The sequence below is a fragment of the Roseomonas sp. KE0001 genome (assembly GCF_016107285.1).
In the GTDB taxonomy this organism is placed as follows: Bacteria; Pseudomonadota; Alphaproteobacteria; order Acetobacterales; family Acetobacteraceae; genus Pseudoroseomonas.
Genome location: NZ_RCVQ01000004.1, coordinates 1 through 14,469, shown reverse-complemented (window position 1 = coordinate 14,469; position 14,469 = coordinate 1). Strand labels below are relative to the sequence as shown.

At 72.8% G+C, this 14,469-nt stretch carries 16 protein-coding genes and 2 pseudogenes; 10 read left to right on the top strand and 8 right to left on the bottom strand.

Features of this window, described 5'->3' with window-relative positions; translation table 11 throughout:
• The first annotated feature begins 96 nt into the window (after positions 1-96).
• Complete coding sequence (locus D9598_RS09390) at positions 97-762, top strand: DapH/DapD/GlmU-related protein (RefSeq protein ID WP_198366219.1); 666 nt, start codon at positions 97-99, stop codon at positions 760-762.
• Positions 763-781: 19 nt separating this feature from the next.
• Here D9598_RS09390 and D9598_RS09385 read toward each other — a convergent pair whose 3' ends face one another.
• Positions 782-2,281 carry a glycosyltransferase family 61 protein gene (locus D9598_RS09385; protein ID WP_198366218.1) on the bottom strand — a complete coding sequence of 500 codons (1,500 nt, stop codon included), beginning with the start codon at positions 2,279-2,281 and terminating at the stop codon, positions 782-784.
• Between the two features lie 66 nt (positions 2,282-2,347).
• A complete protein-coding gene (locus tag D9598_RS09380) occupies positions 2,348-3,433 on the bottom strand; it encodes an energy transducer TonB (RefSeq protein WP_198366217.1) in 1,086 nt (361 codons plus the stop codon).
• 297 nt (positions 3,434-3,730) lie between these two features.
• On the opposite strand from D9598_RS09380, the gene D9598_RS09375 reads away from it, so the two are divergent.
• Both D9598_RS09375 and D9598_RS09370 read left to right on the top strand, forming a co-directional pair.
• Positions 3,731-4,735, top strand: coding sequence for a tripartite tricarboxylate transporter substrate binding protein (locus D9598_RS09375; protein WP_198366216.1), 1,005 nt, complete (start codon positions 3,731-3,733; stop codon positions 4,733-4,735).
• Positions 4,736-4,885: 150 nt separating this feature from the next.
• A complete protein-coding gene (locus tag D9598_RS09370) occupies positions 4,886-6,763 on the top strand; it encodes an ABC-F family ATP-binding cassette domain-containing protein (RefSeq protein WP_198366215.1) in 1,878 nt (625 codons plus the stop codon).
• 9 nt (positions 6,764-6,772) lie between these two features.
• On the opposite strand, the gene D9598_RS09365 is transcribed toward D9598_RS09370, so the two are convergent.
• On the bottom strand, positions 6,773-7,081 hold the full coding sequence (locus D9598_RS09365) for a hypothetical protein (RefSeq protein WP_198366214.1): 309 nt from the start codon (positions 7,079-7,081) through the stop codon (positions 6,773-6,775).
• A 128-nt stretch (positions 7,082-7,209) separates the two neighbouring features.
• On the opposite strand from D9598_RS09365, the gene D9598_RS09360 reads away from it, so the two are divergent.
• The 5 genes from D9598_RS09360 (at position 7,210) to purQ (ending at position 10,326) form a co-directional block, all read left to right on the top strand.
• Complete coding sequence (locus D9598_RS09360) at positions 7,210-8,205, top strand: tripartite tricarboxylate transporter substrate binding protein (protein WP_198366213.1); 996 nt, start codon at positions 7,210-7,212, stop codon at positions 8,203-8,205.
• A 108-nt stretch (positions 8,206-8,313) separates the two neighbouring features.
• A complete protein-coding gene (gene purC, locus D9598_RS09355; RefSeq protein ID WP_198366212.1) occupies positions 8,314-9,078 on the top strand; it encodes a phosphoribosylaminoimidazolesuccinocarboxamide synthase in 765 nt (254 codons plus the stop codon).
• The gene (purS, locus tag D9598_RS09350) at positions 9,075-9,314 is read left to right on the top strand and encodes a phosphoribosylformylglycinamidine synthase subunit PurS (RefSeq protein ID WP_198366211.1); all 240 of its coding nucleotides are present in this window, start codon (positions 9,075-9,077) and stop codon (positions 9,312-9,314) included. The genes purC and purS overlap by 4 nt, the downstream gene beginning before the upstream one ends.
• A gap of 21 nt (positions 9,315-9,335) precedes the next feature.
• On the top strand, positions 9,336-9,584 hold the full coding sequence (locus D9598_RS09345) for a hypothetical protein (protein WP_198366210.1): 249 nt from the start codon (positions 9,336-9,338) through the stop codon (positions 9,582-9,584).
• Between the two features lie 43 nt (positions 9,585-9,627).
• Complete coding sequence (gene purQ, locus D9598_RS09340) at positions 9,628-10,326, top strand: phosphoribosylformylglycinamidine synthase subunit PurQ (RefSeq protein WP_198366209.1); 699 nt, start codon at positions 9,628-9,630, stop codon at positions 10,324-10,326.
• A 48-nt stretch (positions 10,327-10,374) separates the two neighbouring features.
• Here purQ and D9598_RS09335 read toward each other — a convergent pair whose 3' ends face one another.
• The gene (locus tag D9598_RS09335; RefSeq protein ID WP_198366208.1) at positions 10,375-10,728 is read right to left on the bottom strand and encodes a hypothetical protein; all 354 of its coding nucleotides are present in this window, start codon (positions 10,726-10,728) and stop codon (positions 10,375-10,377) included.
• Between the two features lie 125 nt (positions 10,729-10,853).
• Between D9598_RS09335 and D9598_RS09330 the strand changes: the two genes are divergently transcribed.
• Complete coding sequence (locus tag D9598_RS09330) at positions 10,854-11,873, top strand: SDR family oxidoreductase (protein ID WP_198366207.1); 1,020 nt, start codon at positions 10,854-10,856, stop codon at positions 11,871-11,873.
• Between the two features lie 91 nt (positions 11,874-11,964).
• On the opposite strand, the pseudogene D9598_RS21620 reads toward D9598_RS09330, so the two are convergent.
• Positions 11,965-12,501 (bottom strand): annotated as a pseudogene (locus D9598_RS21620) (Bug family tripartite tricarboxylate transporter substrate binding protein); the annotation flags it as partial.
• A gap of 471 nt (positions 12,502-12,972) precedes the next feature.
• On the opposite strand from D9598_RS21620, the gene D9598_RS21055 reads away from it, so the two are divergent.
• Positions 12,973-13,077 (top strand): SMP-30/gluconolactonase/LRE family protein, encoded by a 105-nt coding sequence (locus tag D9598_RS21055; RefSeq protein WP_232477088.1) that lies wholly within the window; start codon positions 12,973-12,975, stop codon positions 13,075-13,077.
• A 242-nt stretch (positions 13,078-13,319) separates the two neighbouring features.
• Here D9598_RS21055 and D9598_RS21050 read toward each other — a convergent pair whose 3' ends face one another.
• The 3 genes and pseudogenes from D9598_RS21050 to D9598_RS09320 all read right to left on the bottom strand — a co-directional run.
• A complete protein-coding gene (locus D9598_RS21050; protein WP_370591981.1) occupies positions 13,320-13,661 on the bottom strand; it encodes a CoA transferase in 342 nt (113 codons plus the stop codon).
• A complete protein-coding gene (locus D9598_RS21045) occupies positions 13,658-13,927 on the bottom strand; it encodes a CoA transferase (RefSeq protein ID WP_370591980.1) in 270 nt (89 codons plus the stop codon). The genes D9598_RS21050 and D9598_RS21045 overlap by 4 nt, the downstream gene beginning before the upstream one ends.
• 59 nt (positions 13,928-13,986) lie before the next feature.
• Positions 13,987-14,241, bottom strand: a pseudogene (locus tag D9598_RS09320) (electron transfer flavoprotein subunit beta/FixA family protein); the annotation flags it as partial.
• Positions 14,242-14,469: the final 228 nt, after the last annotated feature.

Sequence of the window (14,469 nt, the reverse complement as noted above, 5' to 3'; positions counted from 1 at the left end):
CATCCGCCTGTCACATCGCCATGGTAAGGCAGGCGCCCCTGGGGCCGCGCCTGGCGGCCCCATCCCCCGACCCGCTCCGGCGGACAGGAGCATGGCATGGCGGAACAGCGCCCGAAACTCGCCCGCACGGTGATCGACCCCAGCGTCCGGCTGCGCGAGGCCGGGATCGGTCGCTGCTGCGAGATCCTGCGGGACAGCCAGATCGAATACGCCACCCTCGGCGACTACAGCTATCTCGGCGAGGATTGCATGGTGTCGGATGCGGCCATCGGGCGCTTCTGCGCCATCGCCGCCCGGGTGCGGATCGGCGCGCCGAACCACCCGATGGACCGGCCCTCGCTGCACCGCTTCACCTATTGCCCGGAATACTACGACGCCGGCGCGGCGCGGGACCGCGCCTTCTTCGCCGACCGCCGCGCCGCCCGCGTCACCATCGGCCACGATGTCTGGATCGGCCATGGCGTGACGGTGCTGCCCGGCGTCACGGTGGGGGATGGCGCGGTGCTGGCGGCGGGCGCCGTGGTCAGCCGGGACGTGGCGCCCTATTCGGTGGTCGGCGGCGTGCCGGCGCGGCGCATCCGCGACCGCTTCCCCGCCGGGATCGCCGCCCGGCTGCGCCGCATCGCCTGGTGGGACTGGCCTTTCGAGACCATCCTGGCGCGCCTGCCGGAGTTCCAGAGCGGCGACATCGCCGCCTTCTGCGACCGCTGGGACCCCGCTCCCGCCTCCACCCCCGCCGCCGCCCTGGCCGCCGGCGGTTGAACCCGGGCGCGGCGGCGCCTCAGCCGCCGAACTGCCGCTCCATGCCGCGCTCGACCTTCTCCAGATCCACGCTCCACTCGTGGGTGATCGGGTTGATGCGCTCCAGATGCAGGGCATGCGCGTGGCCGCGCAGGCGCGAGATGCGGGCGAAGTTGTAGCGCAACGACATGCTGCCGGCGCTCGCCGGCACCAGCTCCAGCACGGTACAGGTGTCCGGCTTGGCCAGCAGATGCGACAGGCCGGCGCCATGCGGCGCGACGATGCGCCGCGCCCCGGCGAAGAGCGCGACCTGCGCGGCGAGGCTCATGCCGGAGAGCTCGACGGCGGTGAACCCCGCCCGTTCCACCCGTTCGATCAGCGCCGCCTCGTTCAGCAGCCGACGCCGCCCGGCATCGCGGCGGGAGATGTAGAAGTCGGCGGGCGTCTCCCCGGGCATCTCCCGCCGGGCGGCTACGTTGATGCGCCGGAAGCCCGCCTCGTAGGCCCCCCAGTGGCGATAATTCAGCATCCGCCGGTCGCCGACATGCAGCCGCCCGACCCGCAGGGCGTCCCCCACCCGCAACCGCGGCGCCTCGCTGCCCAGCAGCGCCAGGGAAGCCTCGTGATAGGATGGCGCCAAGTCGCTCAGCAGCAGGGACGGGGCTTCCGCCGCATCCCCGAGCGTCCAGAACAGGGAGGGCAGCCATTCGCAGAGCCAGTGGAACAGCCCGGATTCCTCCATGGCCAGCACGCCGCTCCCGACCTCCGGCGCCTGCCGCGCCGCCGCCAGGCTGGCCTCGGGAAGGGGGCGATTGCCGGAGAGGATCACCTCGCCTCCCTCGCGCCAGACCTGGCCATGCCGGTTCACCAGCACATCCTCGTGCACCGCCACCTGCGGCCGGATGTCGCGCCGCAGGGCGGCCTCGAAGGCGTCCCGCACCGCTTCCAGTTCGGCCAGCGCGGCAGGCGGGGCAGACTCGTGGTGCAGCAGCGGCGGTGGCCCGGGCTCGGGCATGCGCGGTGGCGCGCCTCCCGTGTCCCAGGTCAGCACCCGGTCCGGCCCCGCCGAGAGCGCCGCACCGGCCAGGCGCCGCCGCAGGATGCCGGCTGCCAGGCGCAGGCCGCGCTCCCGCGCGCTCGCCTCGATCAGTGCCAGGACCTGCGCCAGCCCGCTCCGGTGCGGCGCGGAGTCCAGGAGCGCCCGGCAGGAGAGCAGCAGCCCCCAGGCCGCTCCCGCCTCGCCCGACATGGCAAGATGCCGGCCGATGGCCAGGGCGATATGCGGCGGCAGCTCCACCCCCACCGAGCGCCGCAGCACCTCGTCCAGCAGCGCCCCGGAGTGGGCTTCGGTCGCGGTGACGGCGGCATAGAGCACCGTCCGCGGCCGCCAGGGCCGATCCGTGGTGGCGAGGAGGGCGATCCGCAATTCCTCCCAGCCGCCGGCCTCGGCCAACACCTTCGCCCGGCGCTCGAAAGCCAGGGGGTCGAAGCTGGAGGCTCCCGTGGCCTTCTCAACCAGTCCTGGCGATTCTGCGTTCAACTTCGCCTCCACCTTGCATGACGCCATGCTACCTCGAATTGCACCGGCAGCCAGCGGGACGAGTTTCTAGCGATAGGTCAGAACGTAGTGGATGGTGAAATTGAAGGTGGTGCTGTCGCCTTCCATCTCGGGCGTGAAGCGCGGTGCCTGGCCGTCGCGGAAGATCGCCGTGGCACCCATGTCGAGCCAGCGTGAGCCGGAGCGGCTGATCATCCTGAGGCCGGTCACGCGGCCATCCCGCGCCACCGTCACCTGCAGCGTCACCGGGCCGGATTCCCCGGCCATCGCGGCCTGCGGCGGATAGAAGCCACGGCTGCGGACCCAGGCCAGCAGTTCCTGCTGCCAGTTGCGGCTGGCCCGCGTGCCGGCGACATGGCTCACCGTGGCGTTGTTGGTGGCCAGCGGCCCGGCCGGGCCCAGCGGCCGCTGCGGCACCGGCCCGATCGCCGTGTCGATGGCCCCCGGCCGCCCTGGCGGCTGGGCCCGGCGCGGCGCCAGGGCGGGCGGGCGGCCGAGCATCACCGTGCCCTGGAAGGGCGAGGCCGGGGCCTGCGGCGGGCGTTGCGGCGGCGCCTGGGGCGAGGGGGGCGGCGGCGGCCGCAGGGTGAAGGGCGTCGGCCGTGCCAGCAGCGCCTCCGGGCGCAGTTCCGGCGGCAGGTCGAGCGGCGGCGCGGGCCGCGCCTGCGCCACCGGGGGCGCGGGCTCGGGCGGCGCCTCCTGGGCCGGCGGTTCGGGCGGCGCGGGCTCGGGGGGCACCTCGGCCACCGGGGGGGAGGGCGGCGGCGGCGGCGCGGGCTCGGCCTCGGCTGCCGGGGCGGGCGGCTCGGGAGGCAGCACCTCCACCGCCTGCGGGTCGGGGGGGGCCAGGGGCGTTGGCACGGCCGGGGGAGGCTCGGCGGGGGCGCTCGGCTGCTCCGCCACGGTCTCGCCGGGCGGCGGCTCGCCCGGCACCGGCTCGAAGACCACCGCGACCTCCTGCTCCGGTGCCGGGGGCGGCAGTTCCTCGCGCTCCAGGCCGAACAGCAGGACGGCGACCAGCCCGGCATGCAGCAGCAGCGAGACCAGCAGGCCCGGCCCCAGGCGAGGCAGACCACGCCGGGGCAGACCGCGCCGGCGCGGTCCGGCGGGCGGGCGGGTGGCGGTCAGCTCCATGCGCGGGGATCGGGGAGGAACGGCAGCAGCAGCAAGGGGTCGGGCGATCCTGTCAGCCACGCCGGCACCGGGCGCGCGGGCGGACCCTAGAGCAAATCCGGCCGGGCCGGAACGCCCGGGTCCGGGCCGCGGCCGGACTGAAACACGGCGTCACGCGGGCAGGGGCCGCCGTGGCCGGTCGGGTGGCGGGCCCCGGGTCCAATGCCATGGCGGTTGCGGCCCATCCATGGCTAAGCTGCCCGGGTCAATCAGGGGCGTGCCGATGCAGCCGCCCCGGACCTGGGAGAACCACCGAGAATGACGCGACGTCCGATGCTGGCGGCGCTGCTGGGCCTCTGCGCCCTGGCCGCGCCCCTCCACCCCGCCCTGGCCTTCCCGGACCGGCCGATCAGCCTCGTCACCGGCTATGCCCCCGGCGGCTCCACCGATATCGCGGCCCGCCTGCTGGCCGACCGGCTCGGCCACACCCTGGCCGGCCCCTCGGGCGAGCCGGCGCGCGTGGTGGTGGAGAACCGCCCCGGCGCCGCCGGCGTCGTCGCCAGCGAATGGCTCCGCCGGCAGTCGCCGGACGGCTACACCATCATGCTGGTCGAATCCGGCTCGCACGGCATCGCCCCCTCCGCCCTGGTCGGCGGCACGCGCTACGACCCGGTGAAGGACTTCACCCAGCTCGCCGTGCTCGGCACCGGGCCGCTCGTCGTCATCGCCAACAACGACTTCCCGCCGCGCGACGCGAAAAGCCTGCTCGCCACCCTGCGCGAGGCGAAGCCCGAGAGCATCACCTACGCCTCCTCCGGCGTCGGCACGCCGAACCACCTGACCTCGGAGATGCTGGCGATCACCCTCGGCACGCGCTTCGTCCACGTGCCCTACCGCAGCGGCGGGCAGCAGGTGCAGGCGATCCACCAGGGCCAGGGGCAATGGGGCGTCGCGGTGCTGGCCTCGGCCGCCGGGCAGATCCGCGGCGGGCTGGTGCGGCCGCTGGCGCTGACCTCGCCGGAGCGCTTCCCCACCTTCCCCGAGATCCCGACGCTCGCCGAGAGCGGCCTGCCGGGCTTCGACCTGCAGACCTGGAACGTCATCCTCGGCCCGCCCGACATGCCGGCGGCGGTGGCCGGGCGGCTGAACCAGGCCATCAACGCCGCGCTGGCGGAGGAGGAGTTCCGCAACCGCCTGATCGACAACGGCGTCGCGCCCTGGCGGCAGGCGAACGGCCTGGCCGAGGCCCGCGCCTTCCTGGTGCGGGAGGTGGCGAAGTTCCAGGAGGTGGTGAAGCGGACCGGCGTCCGGCTGGAGCAATAGGGTCCGGCGCTCCCCTGGCGTTGTCCCCTGGTGTCTCCCCTGGCGTCTCCCCTGGCGTCTCCCCTGGCCCCCTCGCCCGGAGGCAGCCATGCGGCGGGCGGGGGAACAGCCCGCTTCCGCCGCCCGGCCCCGATGCTCTAAACCCGCCGCATGACCGTCCTCGCCATCCGTGACCTGACCATCCGCATCGCCGGCCGCCCGCTGCTGGAGGGCGCCGGGCTGATGGTCGATCCCGGCCGCAAGATCGGCCTGGTCGGCCGCAACGGCGCCGGCAAGTCCACGCTGCTGCGCGCCATCACCGGCGAGCTGCAGCCCGATGGCGGCGAGATCCGCCTCGCCGCCCGGGCCCGCATGACGCATGTGGCGCAGGAGGCGCCGGGCGGGTCGCGGAGCCTGCTGGAGACCGTGCTCGCCGCCGACACCGAGCGCGCGGACCTGCTCGCGGCCCTGGAGAACGAGGCGGACGGCGCCCGGCTGGCCGAGATCCATGAGCGGCTGATCGCCATCCGCGCCGACAGCGCGCCCTCGCGCGCCGCCATCGTGCTCTCCGGCCTCGGCTTCGACGCCGCCGCCCAGGCGCGCGCCGTGGGCGAGTTCTCGGGCGGCTGGCGGATGCGCGTGGCGCTGGCCCAGGCGCTGTTCCTGGAGCCCGACCTGCTGCTGCTGGACGAGCCGACCAACCACCTCGACCTCGAGGCCACGATCTGGCTGGAGGGGTGGCTGGCGCGCTTCCCCGGCGCCGCCATCGTCGTCAGCCACGACCGCGGCCTGTTGCAGCGCTGCGTCGATTCCATCGCCCATCTCGACCGGCAGACGATCACCCTCTACCCCGGCGGCTTCGACAACTTCGTCCGCATCCGCACCGAGCGCGCCGCGCAGCTCGCCGCCCAGGCCGAGAAGGTGGCGGCGCAGCGCGCCCACATGCAGTCCTTCGTCGACCGCTTCCGCGCCAAGGCCACCAAGGCCCGCCAGGCGCAGTCGCGCCTCAAGGCGCTGGAGAAGCTGCCCGCGATCGAGACGGTGGTGGAGGACGCGCCCACCCGCTTCGCCTTCCCCGAGCCCTCCGAGCTGTCGCCGCCGATCCTCGGCCTCGAGGGCGTCGCCATCGGCTATGACGGCCGGCCGGTGCTGCGCGGGCTGAACCTGCGGCTCGACCAGGAGGACCGGGTGGCGCTGCTCGGCGCCAATGGCAACGGCAAGTCCACGCTCGCCAAGCTGCTGGCCGGCCGGCTGGCGCCGATCGCGGGCGAGGTGCGGCGCGACCGGCGCCTGAAGGTCGGCTACTTCGCCCAGCACCAGTCGGAGGAGCTGGACCTCGCCGGCACGCCGCTCAGCCACATGCAGGCGGCGCTGGGGATGCAGGCGAGCGAGACCCAGTGCCGCGCCCAGCTCGCCCGCTTCGGCCTCGATGCCGAGCGGGCGACGACCCGGATCGGCGCGCTCTCCGGCGGCGAGAAGGCGCGGCTGCTGCTGGCGCTCTGCACCCGCGAGGCGCCGCACCTGCTGATCCTCGACGAGCCGACCAACCACCTCGACATCGACGCGCGCGACGCGCTGGTGAAGGCGCTGGCCGGCTTCGGCGGCGCCGTGGTGCTGATCACCCACGACCCGGACATGGTGACGCTGGCGGCCGACCGGCTCTGGCTGGTGGCCGATGGCGGCGTCGCGCCCTTCGAGGGCGACCTCGACGACTACCGCGCGCATCTGGCGGAGCAGGCCCGCGCCGCGCGCCAGGGCGGCGCCGCCGAGCCCGCCGCCACGCGGCGCGACGAGCGGCGCGAGCGGGCCGAGAACCGCCAGGCCCTGGCGCCGCTGCGCCAGCGTGTCACCCGGATCGAGGCGGAGATGGCGAAGCTGCAGAAGGAGGCGGCGCTGCTGGAGAAGAAGCTCGGCGACCCCGCCACCTATGCCCGCTTCAGGGCCGAGGACATCGCCTGGGCCACGCAGCGCCAGGGCGCCATCGCCAAGCAGGTCGCGGCGATGGAGGAGGAGTGGCTGGAGTTGCAGGAGAAGCTGGAGGCGGCGTGACGGCGTGCCTCAGTCCGCCTTCCGCAATTCGCCCAGGCGCACCGGCCCGTCCTCGCCGCTGAACACCGGCTCGCCGCCGGAGGCCTGCTGCACGCCGCTGATGCGCCGCCCGCCCGTGTCGTAGGCCTCGACGCGTCCCGCGCGCTCGATGAGCAGGCGCTTCCGGTCGGGGAAGACCGCATAGCGCAGCCCGTCCTGGCCGCCGCTGCTCGCGGGCTGCCCCAGCGCCTCGGGCCACCAGGCCTCGCTCCGCATGGGCTTCATCGGCTCCATCGGCTTCATGGGTTCCATCGGCTTCATCGGCTTCATCGGTTCCATGACCGGCCTCCTCTCGGGTGTGTTCGGGCTCGCCGGGTCAACGCGCGGAGTGGCGGAAGGTCACGGGCTTGACGCCGGGCGCGCGGCGCGCGACCTCGGGGGCAAGAGCGCAACCGGAACGTCCTGCCATGCAACGCCGCCATCTCCTCGCCCTCGGCCCCGCCGCCCTCGCCCTGCCGCCCGGCGCCGCCCGCGCCCAGGGGGCCGCCACCGGCCTGGCCAGCCGGCCAGCCCCGGGCAGTCCGCTGCGCATCATCGTGCCGGCCCCGCCGGGCGGCTCCACCGACATCCTGGCCCGCGCGCTGGTGGACAAGGCGCAGGCCACGCTGAACCGGCCCGTCGTGGTGGAGAACCGCGCCGGGGCCGGCGGCATCATCGGCACCGAGGCCGCCGCCCGCGCGGCGCCGGATGGCGACACGATCGTGCTCGGCCACAACCAGACCCATGCCGGCAACCAGGCGATGATGGCCCGCCTGCCCTATCACGTGGTCGACAGCTTCACGACCGTCTGCAAGCTGGCCACCGTGCACCACGCCCTGGTGGTGCCGGCCGGCGCGCCCGACCAGGACCTGGCCGGGCTCATCGCCCGCGGCCGGCGCGGGCGCCTGACCTACGCCTCCTCCCAGGCGGGCTCGGCCAGCCATGTCATCGCCGAGACGCTGGTGCGGCGCGAGGGCATGGAGGCGACCCACGTCCCCTATCGCGGCGCCGCCCCGGCGGCGACCGACACCGTCGCCGGCATCGTGGATTTCTACGTCGCCACCTTTCCCTCGGTCTCCGGCCTGGTGCGGGACGGGCGGCTGCGGGCGCTGGAGATCGGCGCCCCCGCCCGGCTGGCCGACTTCCCCGATGTGCCGACCGCGGCCGAGGCCGGCGCGCCCTTCCTCGCCGTCGATGCCTGGTTCGGCTTCTTCGCTCCCGCCGGGACGCCGGGCGAGGCGGTCGGCAGCATCGCCCGCGCCATGCTGGCCGCCCTGGCCGAGCCCGAGGTGGAGGCCCGGCTGCAGACGGCGGGCTTCACCGCCGACCCGCTGCTGCCCGCCCCCTTCGCCGAGTTCCAGCACGCCGAGGTGAAGCGATGGGCCGAGATGATCCGCCTGACCGGCGTGACCATGGAGGGCTGAGCCGCGGCTCCTTCCCGCCGGGGCGGTGGCGGCGGGCGCCACCCCCTGCTATAGGCGGGCCTTTCACCGCCAGCCCCCCGACCGGCGGATTAGAGGATTCCCGTGACCATGGCGCGACGCCGGCAACTCTATGAAGGTAAGGCCAAGGTCCTGTTCGAGGGCCCGGAGCCCGGCACGCTGGTGCAGTACTTCAAGGACGACGCCACCTCCGGCAACGGTACCAAGAAGGGCGTCATCACCGGCAAGGGCGTGCTGAACAACCGCATCAGCGAATACCTGATGACCCGGCTGGGCGAGATCGGCGTGCCGACCCACTTCATCCGCCGCCTGAACATGCGCGAGCAGCTGATCCGCGAGGTCGAGATGATCCCGCTGGAGGTGGTGGTGCGCAATGTCGCCGCCGGCAGCCTGTCGCAGCGCCTCGGCCTGCAGGAGGGCACCCGCCTGCCGCGCTCGATCATCGAGTACTATTACAAGAGCGAGGGGCTGAACCGCCCCATGGTGTCCGAGGAACACATCACCTGCTTCGGCTGGGCCGCCACCCAGGACCTCGACGACATGGTCGCGCTGACGCTGCGCATCAACGATTTCCTCTCCGGCCTCTTCCTCGGCACCGGCATCGCCCTGATCGACCTCAAGCTGGAATTCGGCCGGCTCTACGAGAATGACGAGCTGCGCATCGTGCTCGCCGACGAGATCAGCCCCGACAACTGCCGCCTGTGGGACGCCCGCACCGGCGAGAAGATGGACAAGGACCGCTTCCGCCGCGATCTCGGCAAGGTCGAGGAAGGCTATCAGGAAGTGGCCCGCCGCCTCGGCATCCTGCCCGAGGCGGGCGTGCGCGACATGAAGGGACCGGAGGTCATGCAGTGAAGGCGATCGTGACAGTCATGCCCAGGGCCGGCGTGCTCGACCCCGAGGGCAAGGCCATCGGCCACGCCCTCGGCACGCTGGGCTTCGGCGGCGTGGGCGAGGTGCGCACCGGCAAGATCATCGAGCTCGACCTGAGCGAGACCGACCCCGCCCGCGCCCGGGCCCAGGCCGAGGACATGGCCCGCCGCCTGCTGGCCAATACCGTCATCGAGAGCTTCCGCGTCGAGCTCGCCTGAGCCGGCGGGAGCGGCGCACCGATGATCAAGGCCTCCCTGCTGCTGATGCTGCTGCTCACCGTGCTGATCGGCATGGGGCTGCGCTGGCGGCAGGCCCGGGCCCCGCAGGTCGCCGCCGGGCAGGCCCGCCACGGCCGCCGCCGCGACCCTGGCCTGCTGGCCCGCTCCAAGGCCCGCATCGACCTCTGGGTGACCGCCGCGGCCATCGCCTCCGGCGTCACCATCCTGATCATGGGCGGGCTGCACTGGATCCGCGTCGCCCTGCAGTAGCCCGCCCCCGCAACCCCGCCCCCTCCCGCTCAAGGCCGCCGCCATGAACGCCGTCATCCTCCTCTTCCCCGGCACCAACCGCGAGCGCGACATGGCCATCGCGCTGGAGAAGGCCACGGGCCGCCGGCCCACCATCCTCTTCCACGCCGAGACCAGCCTGCCCGCCGGCACCGACCTCGTCGTGCTTCCCGGCGGCTTCTCCCACGGCGATTATCTGCGCTGCGGCGCCATGGCCGCCCGCTCCCCCATCATGCCCGCCGTCGCCGCCTTCGCCGCCCAGGGCGGCCATATCCTAGGCGTCTGCAACGGCTTCCAGATCCTGACCGAGGCGCAGCTCCTGCCCGGCGCGCTGCTGCGCAACGCCGCGCTCCGCTTCCTCTCGATGGACTGCACGCTCCGCGTCGAGACCAGCGCCAGCCCCTTCACCGGCCGCTGGCAGAAGGGCGCCACCTTCCGCGCCCCGATGGCGCATGGCGACGGCAACTACTTCGCCGATGACGCCACCCTTGAGGCGCTGGAGAAGGAGGACCGCGTCGCCTTCCGCTACGTGGACGAGGCCGGCGCGCCGACCGAGGCCGCCAACCGCAACGGCGCTCGCAACAACATCGCCGGCATCCTCAGCGAGAACCGGCGCATCCTCGGCATGATGCCGCATCCCGAGGACCTGGTGGACCCGCTGATGGGCGGCATTGATGGCCTGCCGCTCTTCGAGAGCATCGCGGACGCCTTCGCGCGGGCCTGAACTCCGGGGCCCTGGCCGGCGGCACCCCCCTGCCGCCGGCCCGCCCCCCTACTCCTCCTCGCCCACCGCGTCATCCTCCCGCGCCATCACCTCGAAGGCGGCGACCACGTGGCGCAGGTTCACCGTGGCCAGCGGCCGCCCCGGCGGCCCCGTCACATACGGTCCGGGCATCGCGACATCCGGCGCCGGCCCCTCCACCAGCTCCACATCCAGCAACGCCTCCCCGGCCCGCGCCGCCAGATGCACCGCATCGATCCTGCGGATCAGCATGGTCTGCCCGGTCGTCAGCAGCAGCCCGAAGATCCAGGCATCGGCCATCATGCGCCCGGCGAACCAGGCCGGCATGACCTCGCCCAGGCGAAGGTCGTCCGGACTGTCAATGGTTGTCCAGCTATAGGTCATGAACAACCTTAACGGGCAGTTTCCAGCGAAACAATCCTTCCCTTCGTCGAGGACGCGGACAGGGACGTCCAACCTCCGCCGCCGCCCGGCGTTTCCGCCAGAGCCCACTCTCGCGGAGCCGCCCGATGACCGATACGCCCCCCGCCTCCCGCCGCGACCTCGTCCGCGGCCTCGCCGCCACCGGCCTGGCCGCCGGCACCCTGGCCGCCGCGCCGGCCCGCGCCCAGGCGCCGCCGGCGACCACCCCCGCCCCGACCGGCCCCGCCCTTCTGGCCGACCCGCGCGGGCGCTTCCCGAAGCCGCCCTTCAAGGTGCAGTCCCAACCCTGGCCGGCCCTGCAATCGAGGATGGACCCGATCCCCGATTGCGGCGAAACCTCCTACCGTGGCAGCAACCGCCTCGCCGGCCGCCGCGCCCTGATCACCGGCGGCGATTCCGGTATCGGCCGCGCCGCCGCCATCGCCTATGCCCGCGAGGGCGCCGATGTCGCCATCAACTATCTCGACGCCGAGCAGTCGGACGCCGAGGATGTCGCCCGCCACATCCGCGAGGCCGGGCGCAAGGCCGTGCTGATCCCCGGCGACCTGCGCGAGCAGGCCTTCTGCGCCCGCCTGGTGGATCAGGCCCGGGAGCAGCTCGGCGGCCTCGACATCCTGGTCAGCAACGCCGCCTATCAGCACGCGCAGACCAGGCTGGCCGATATCTCCGCCGAGCAGCTCGACCAGACGATGAAGACCAATGTCTATGCCATGTTCTGGCTGACCCAGGCGGCCCTGCCGCATCTGCCGCCCGGCGCCGCCATCATCGTCACCAGCTCGGTGAACGCCGACCGCCCCTCGGAGAACATCATCGACTATGCCTGCACCAAGGCCGCCAACGAGGCCTTCGTCCGGGCCCTGGCGAAGCAGGTCATCGCCCAGGGCATCCGCGTCAACGGCGTCGCCCCCGGCCCCTTCTGGACCCCGCTCCAGGTCGGCGGCGGCCAGACGGAGGAGGGCCTGCGGACCTTCGGCACCACGACGCCCCTGGGCCGCCCCGGTCAGCCGGTGGAACTGGCCTCGGTCTATGTCGAGCTGGCGGCGGCCACATCGAGCTACACGACGGGGCAGATCTATGGGCAGACAGGCGGGGTGGGGTGGCCGTGAGCGAACGGCCCCGGAAGGGTAGTGGCGACGACCCCGGAGGACTGCGGGCGCGCCGGCACCGCGCGGCCTGCAGCGCGGTGCCGGCCTCCTTGATCTGAGCGGCCATGCGCCGGGCCTCCTCGCGGATGAAGGCCGCGAACTCCTGACGCGTCTCCGCCCGGGACCGCGCGCCAAGCCGGGTGAACCGCTCGACGATGGCGGGGTCGGACAGGACGGTGGAGAGGCTCTCGCTCTGCCGGCCCAGGATCGGGCCGGGCATGCCGGCCGGCGCGAAGATGCCCTGCCACTCCTGACTGGAATAGCCCTGCACCATGCCGCCGATGGGCGGGATGCCGGACAGCATCTCGATCGGCTCGGTTCCGCCGTGGGCGATGACGCGCAGGCCGTTCTGCCGGTGCAGCGGAATGGCGGTGGTCGCCGTGGCGAATGTCATGACGATGCGGCCTGAGCGCAGATCGTTCCGCGATGCCGGCGCGTCCTTGTACGGAACATGGCCGATGCGGGTTCCGGCCATCCTGTCGAGGATCCCAAGTGCGAGATGCTGGGACGAGCCGACGCCGGTGCTGGAGCAATCGAGGTCGCCCGGATCGGTCAGGATCGGGCCTCTACAGGTCGGTCCCGTGACCATGTGCGAGAATTCGATGACGCGCTCGCCACGGAGCGGCAGGGTCCTGTCCACGCGCGGATCTCCCGCGCGCCGGCGGTGCGTCCCGTGGCCTCCGGCGGCTCGCGCCCGTCGGCGCAGCGGAAGCCCTTCTCGGTGCCGACATCGGGCAAATGGCCGTGGATCGGCTCCCCCTCCCGACTCGGAGCGGCCTACGGCGGCGGCGACGCTCTCGCCGGCGTCCGGGCGGCCGGCCACGCCATCTCGCTCGGCGCGTGTGACCCGGAGGCCGCCGCCGTCATGGAGGCCGCTGCGGCACTGACCAGAACCCTTGGCGGGCGCCAGCCGCCGGCCGGGACCGGACACCATCCAGGGAGAACGAACGTTGAAGCATGACAGCCCGCCCCGGTGCGTCGAGACGCGCGTCTGAGGGCCATGCCTCGATGCCGCCGGCAATCTGCACCTCGTGGACGTGCCGCATGAAGGATCTTCCGCATGACGCCGCAGAAGAAGTGCTCGGTCATCGTCGAACATGACAGCGGACCCAATGGCCTCGCCCTGCACCCGGATGGCGACCGGCTGATCATCACCGAAGACTAGCAGGGCCTGCTCAGCCTCGATCTGCGCGGGGGCAGACCTCGAGCATGTCGCGTCCGTGATGGCCGGCACCGTGGTGCTGCAGGCGGTCCGGCTGCTCACCCGCCCGCTCTGTCACCTCCTGCCGGACATGAACCGACCCGCGGGCGTCGTCCAAGGCGTGGCGGGCGGGAAGCCGCCCTCCGTCAGCCAGGGTGGCGAGAGAACCTTACTCCGCCGCTCGCGCATCATGCCGGTCGTTCCGCTCAGGCCACGAAGTCCCGCCGGATGGCTTCGCCTTGCTCGTCAAGCCCCGGCACGCGCCCCGCCTTCTCGACGCGCAGCATGGGTGAGGTCGGCATGGAGCAGCTTTGCCCATTGCCCAGATCGACCTCCAACCGCGTCAGAGCCTGATGGTTTACGAAATCGGACACCGAGGAGCCCTGCGCCCAGGCCAGTTGATGCCCTTCCAGCCGCGACACCATCTCGGCGCGCGTCTGGGCAGCGAAGATCCGGGCGATCTCGGCGGTCAGCGCCTCGCGGTTGATCACGCGGGAGGGGTTGTCCGCGAAGCGCGGGTCGGCGATCAGATCCGGCCGTTGGATCACGCCAGCACAGAACCGGCGCCACTCCGCAGCCGGACCGTGGCGCCAGGCGCGAGGTTCTGCACAAAGACATCCGCCTTCGCGATCATGCGCTCCGCCAGCGCAAGATCGTCCTTGCCCTTCAGATCGAGGGCGATGCTCTCCTTGCCGCGGTTCAGCCAGGCGAAGTAGGCACTGACACCTTTGGCGGCCTTGTCGTAGTGGCGCGCCGTGTCGCCTTCCTCGCGTTCGATCTTGATGACGCGCGCGCCGGCATTGGCGAGACGCATGGTGCGCATGGGGGCCGCGACGGCCTGCTCCAGCGCGACGACCAGAAGCTCTCCCAATGGAGCAGGCATGGATCCGCCCCCATCGCCATCGCCGTGCGCAGCTGCTCCTGCGCCTGCGCCGGTCCCACGGAGACCGCGACGATCTCCGTCACCGCGCCCTTCTCCCTGAGACGCACCGCCTCCTCGACCGCAATCTCGTCGAAGGAGTTCATCGACATCTTCACGTTCGCCGTCTCGACGCCCGTGCCGTCCGCCTTCACGCGGACCTTCACATTGTAATCCACCACCCGCTTGACGGGGACGAGGAGCTTCATCGCCTGACCGTGTCCTCTACCGGCACGACGCTCGGCCGCGTGCCACACGCGACATCGCGCCGGCCTGTCACTGTGTTTCCCGTTCTGGAAAGAACCGACGCCACAAGCCGCCGGCTCTCCTTCCGGCGTCAGTAGCTCCTGGGCATGCCGAGGACATGCTCGCCGAGATAGGAGAGGATGAGGTTGGTGCTGATCGGCGCCACCTGATAGAGCCGCGTCTCGCGGAAT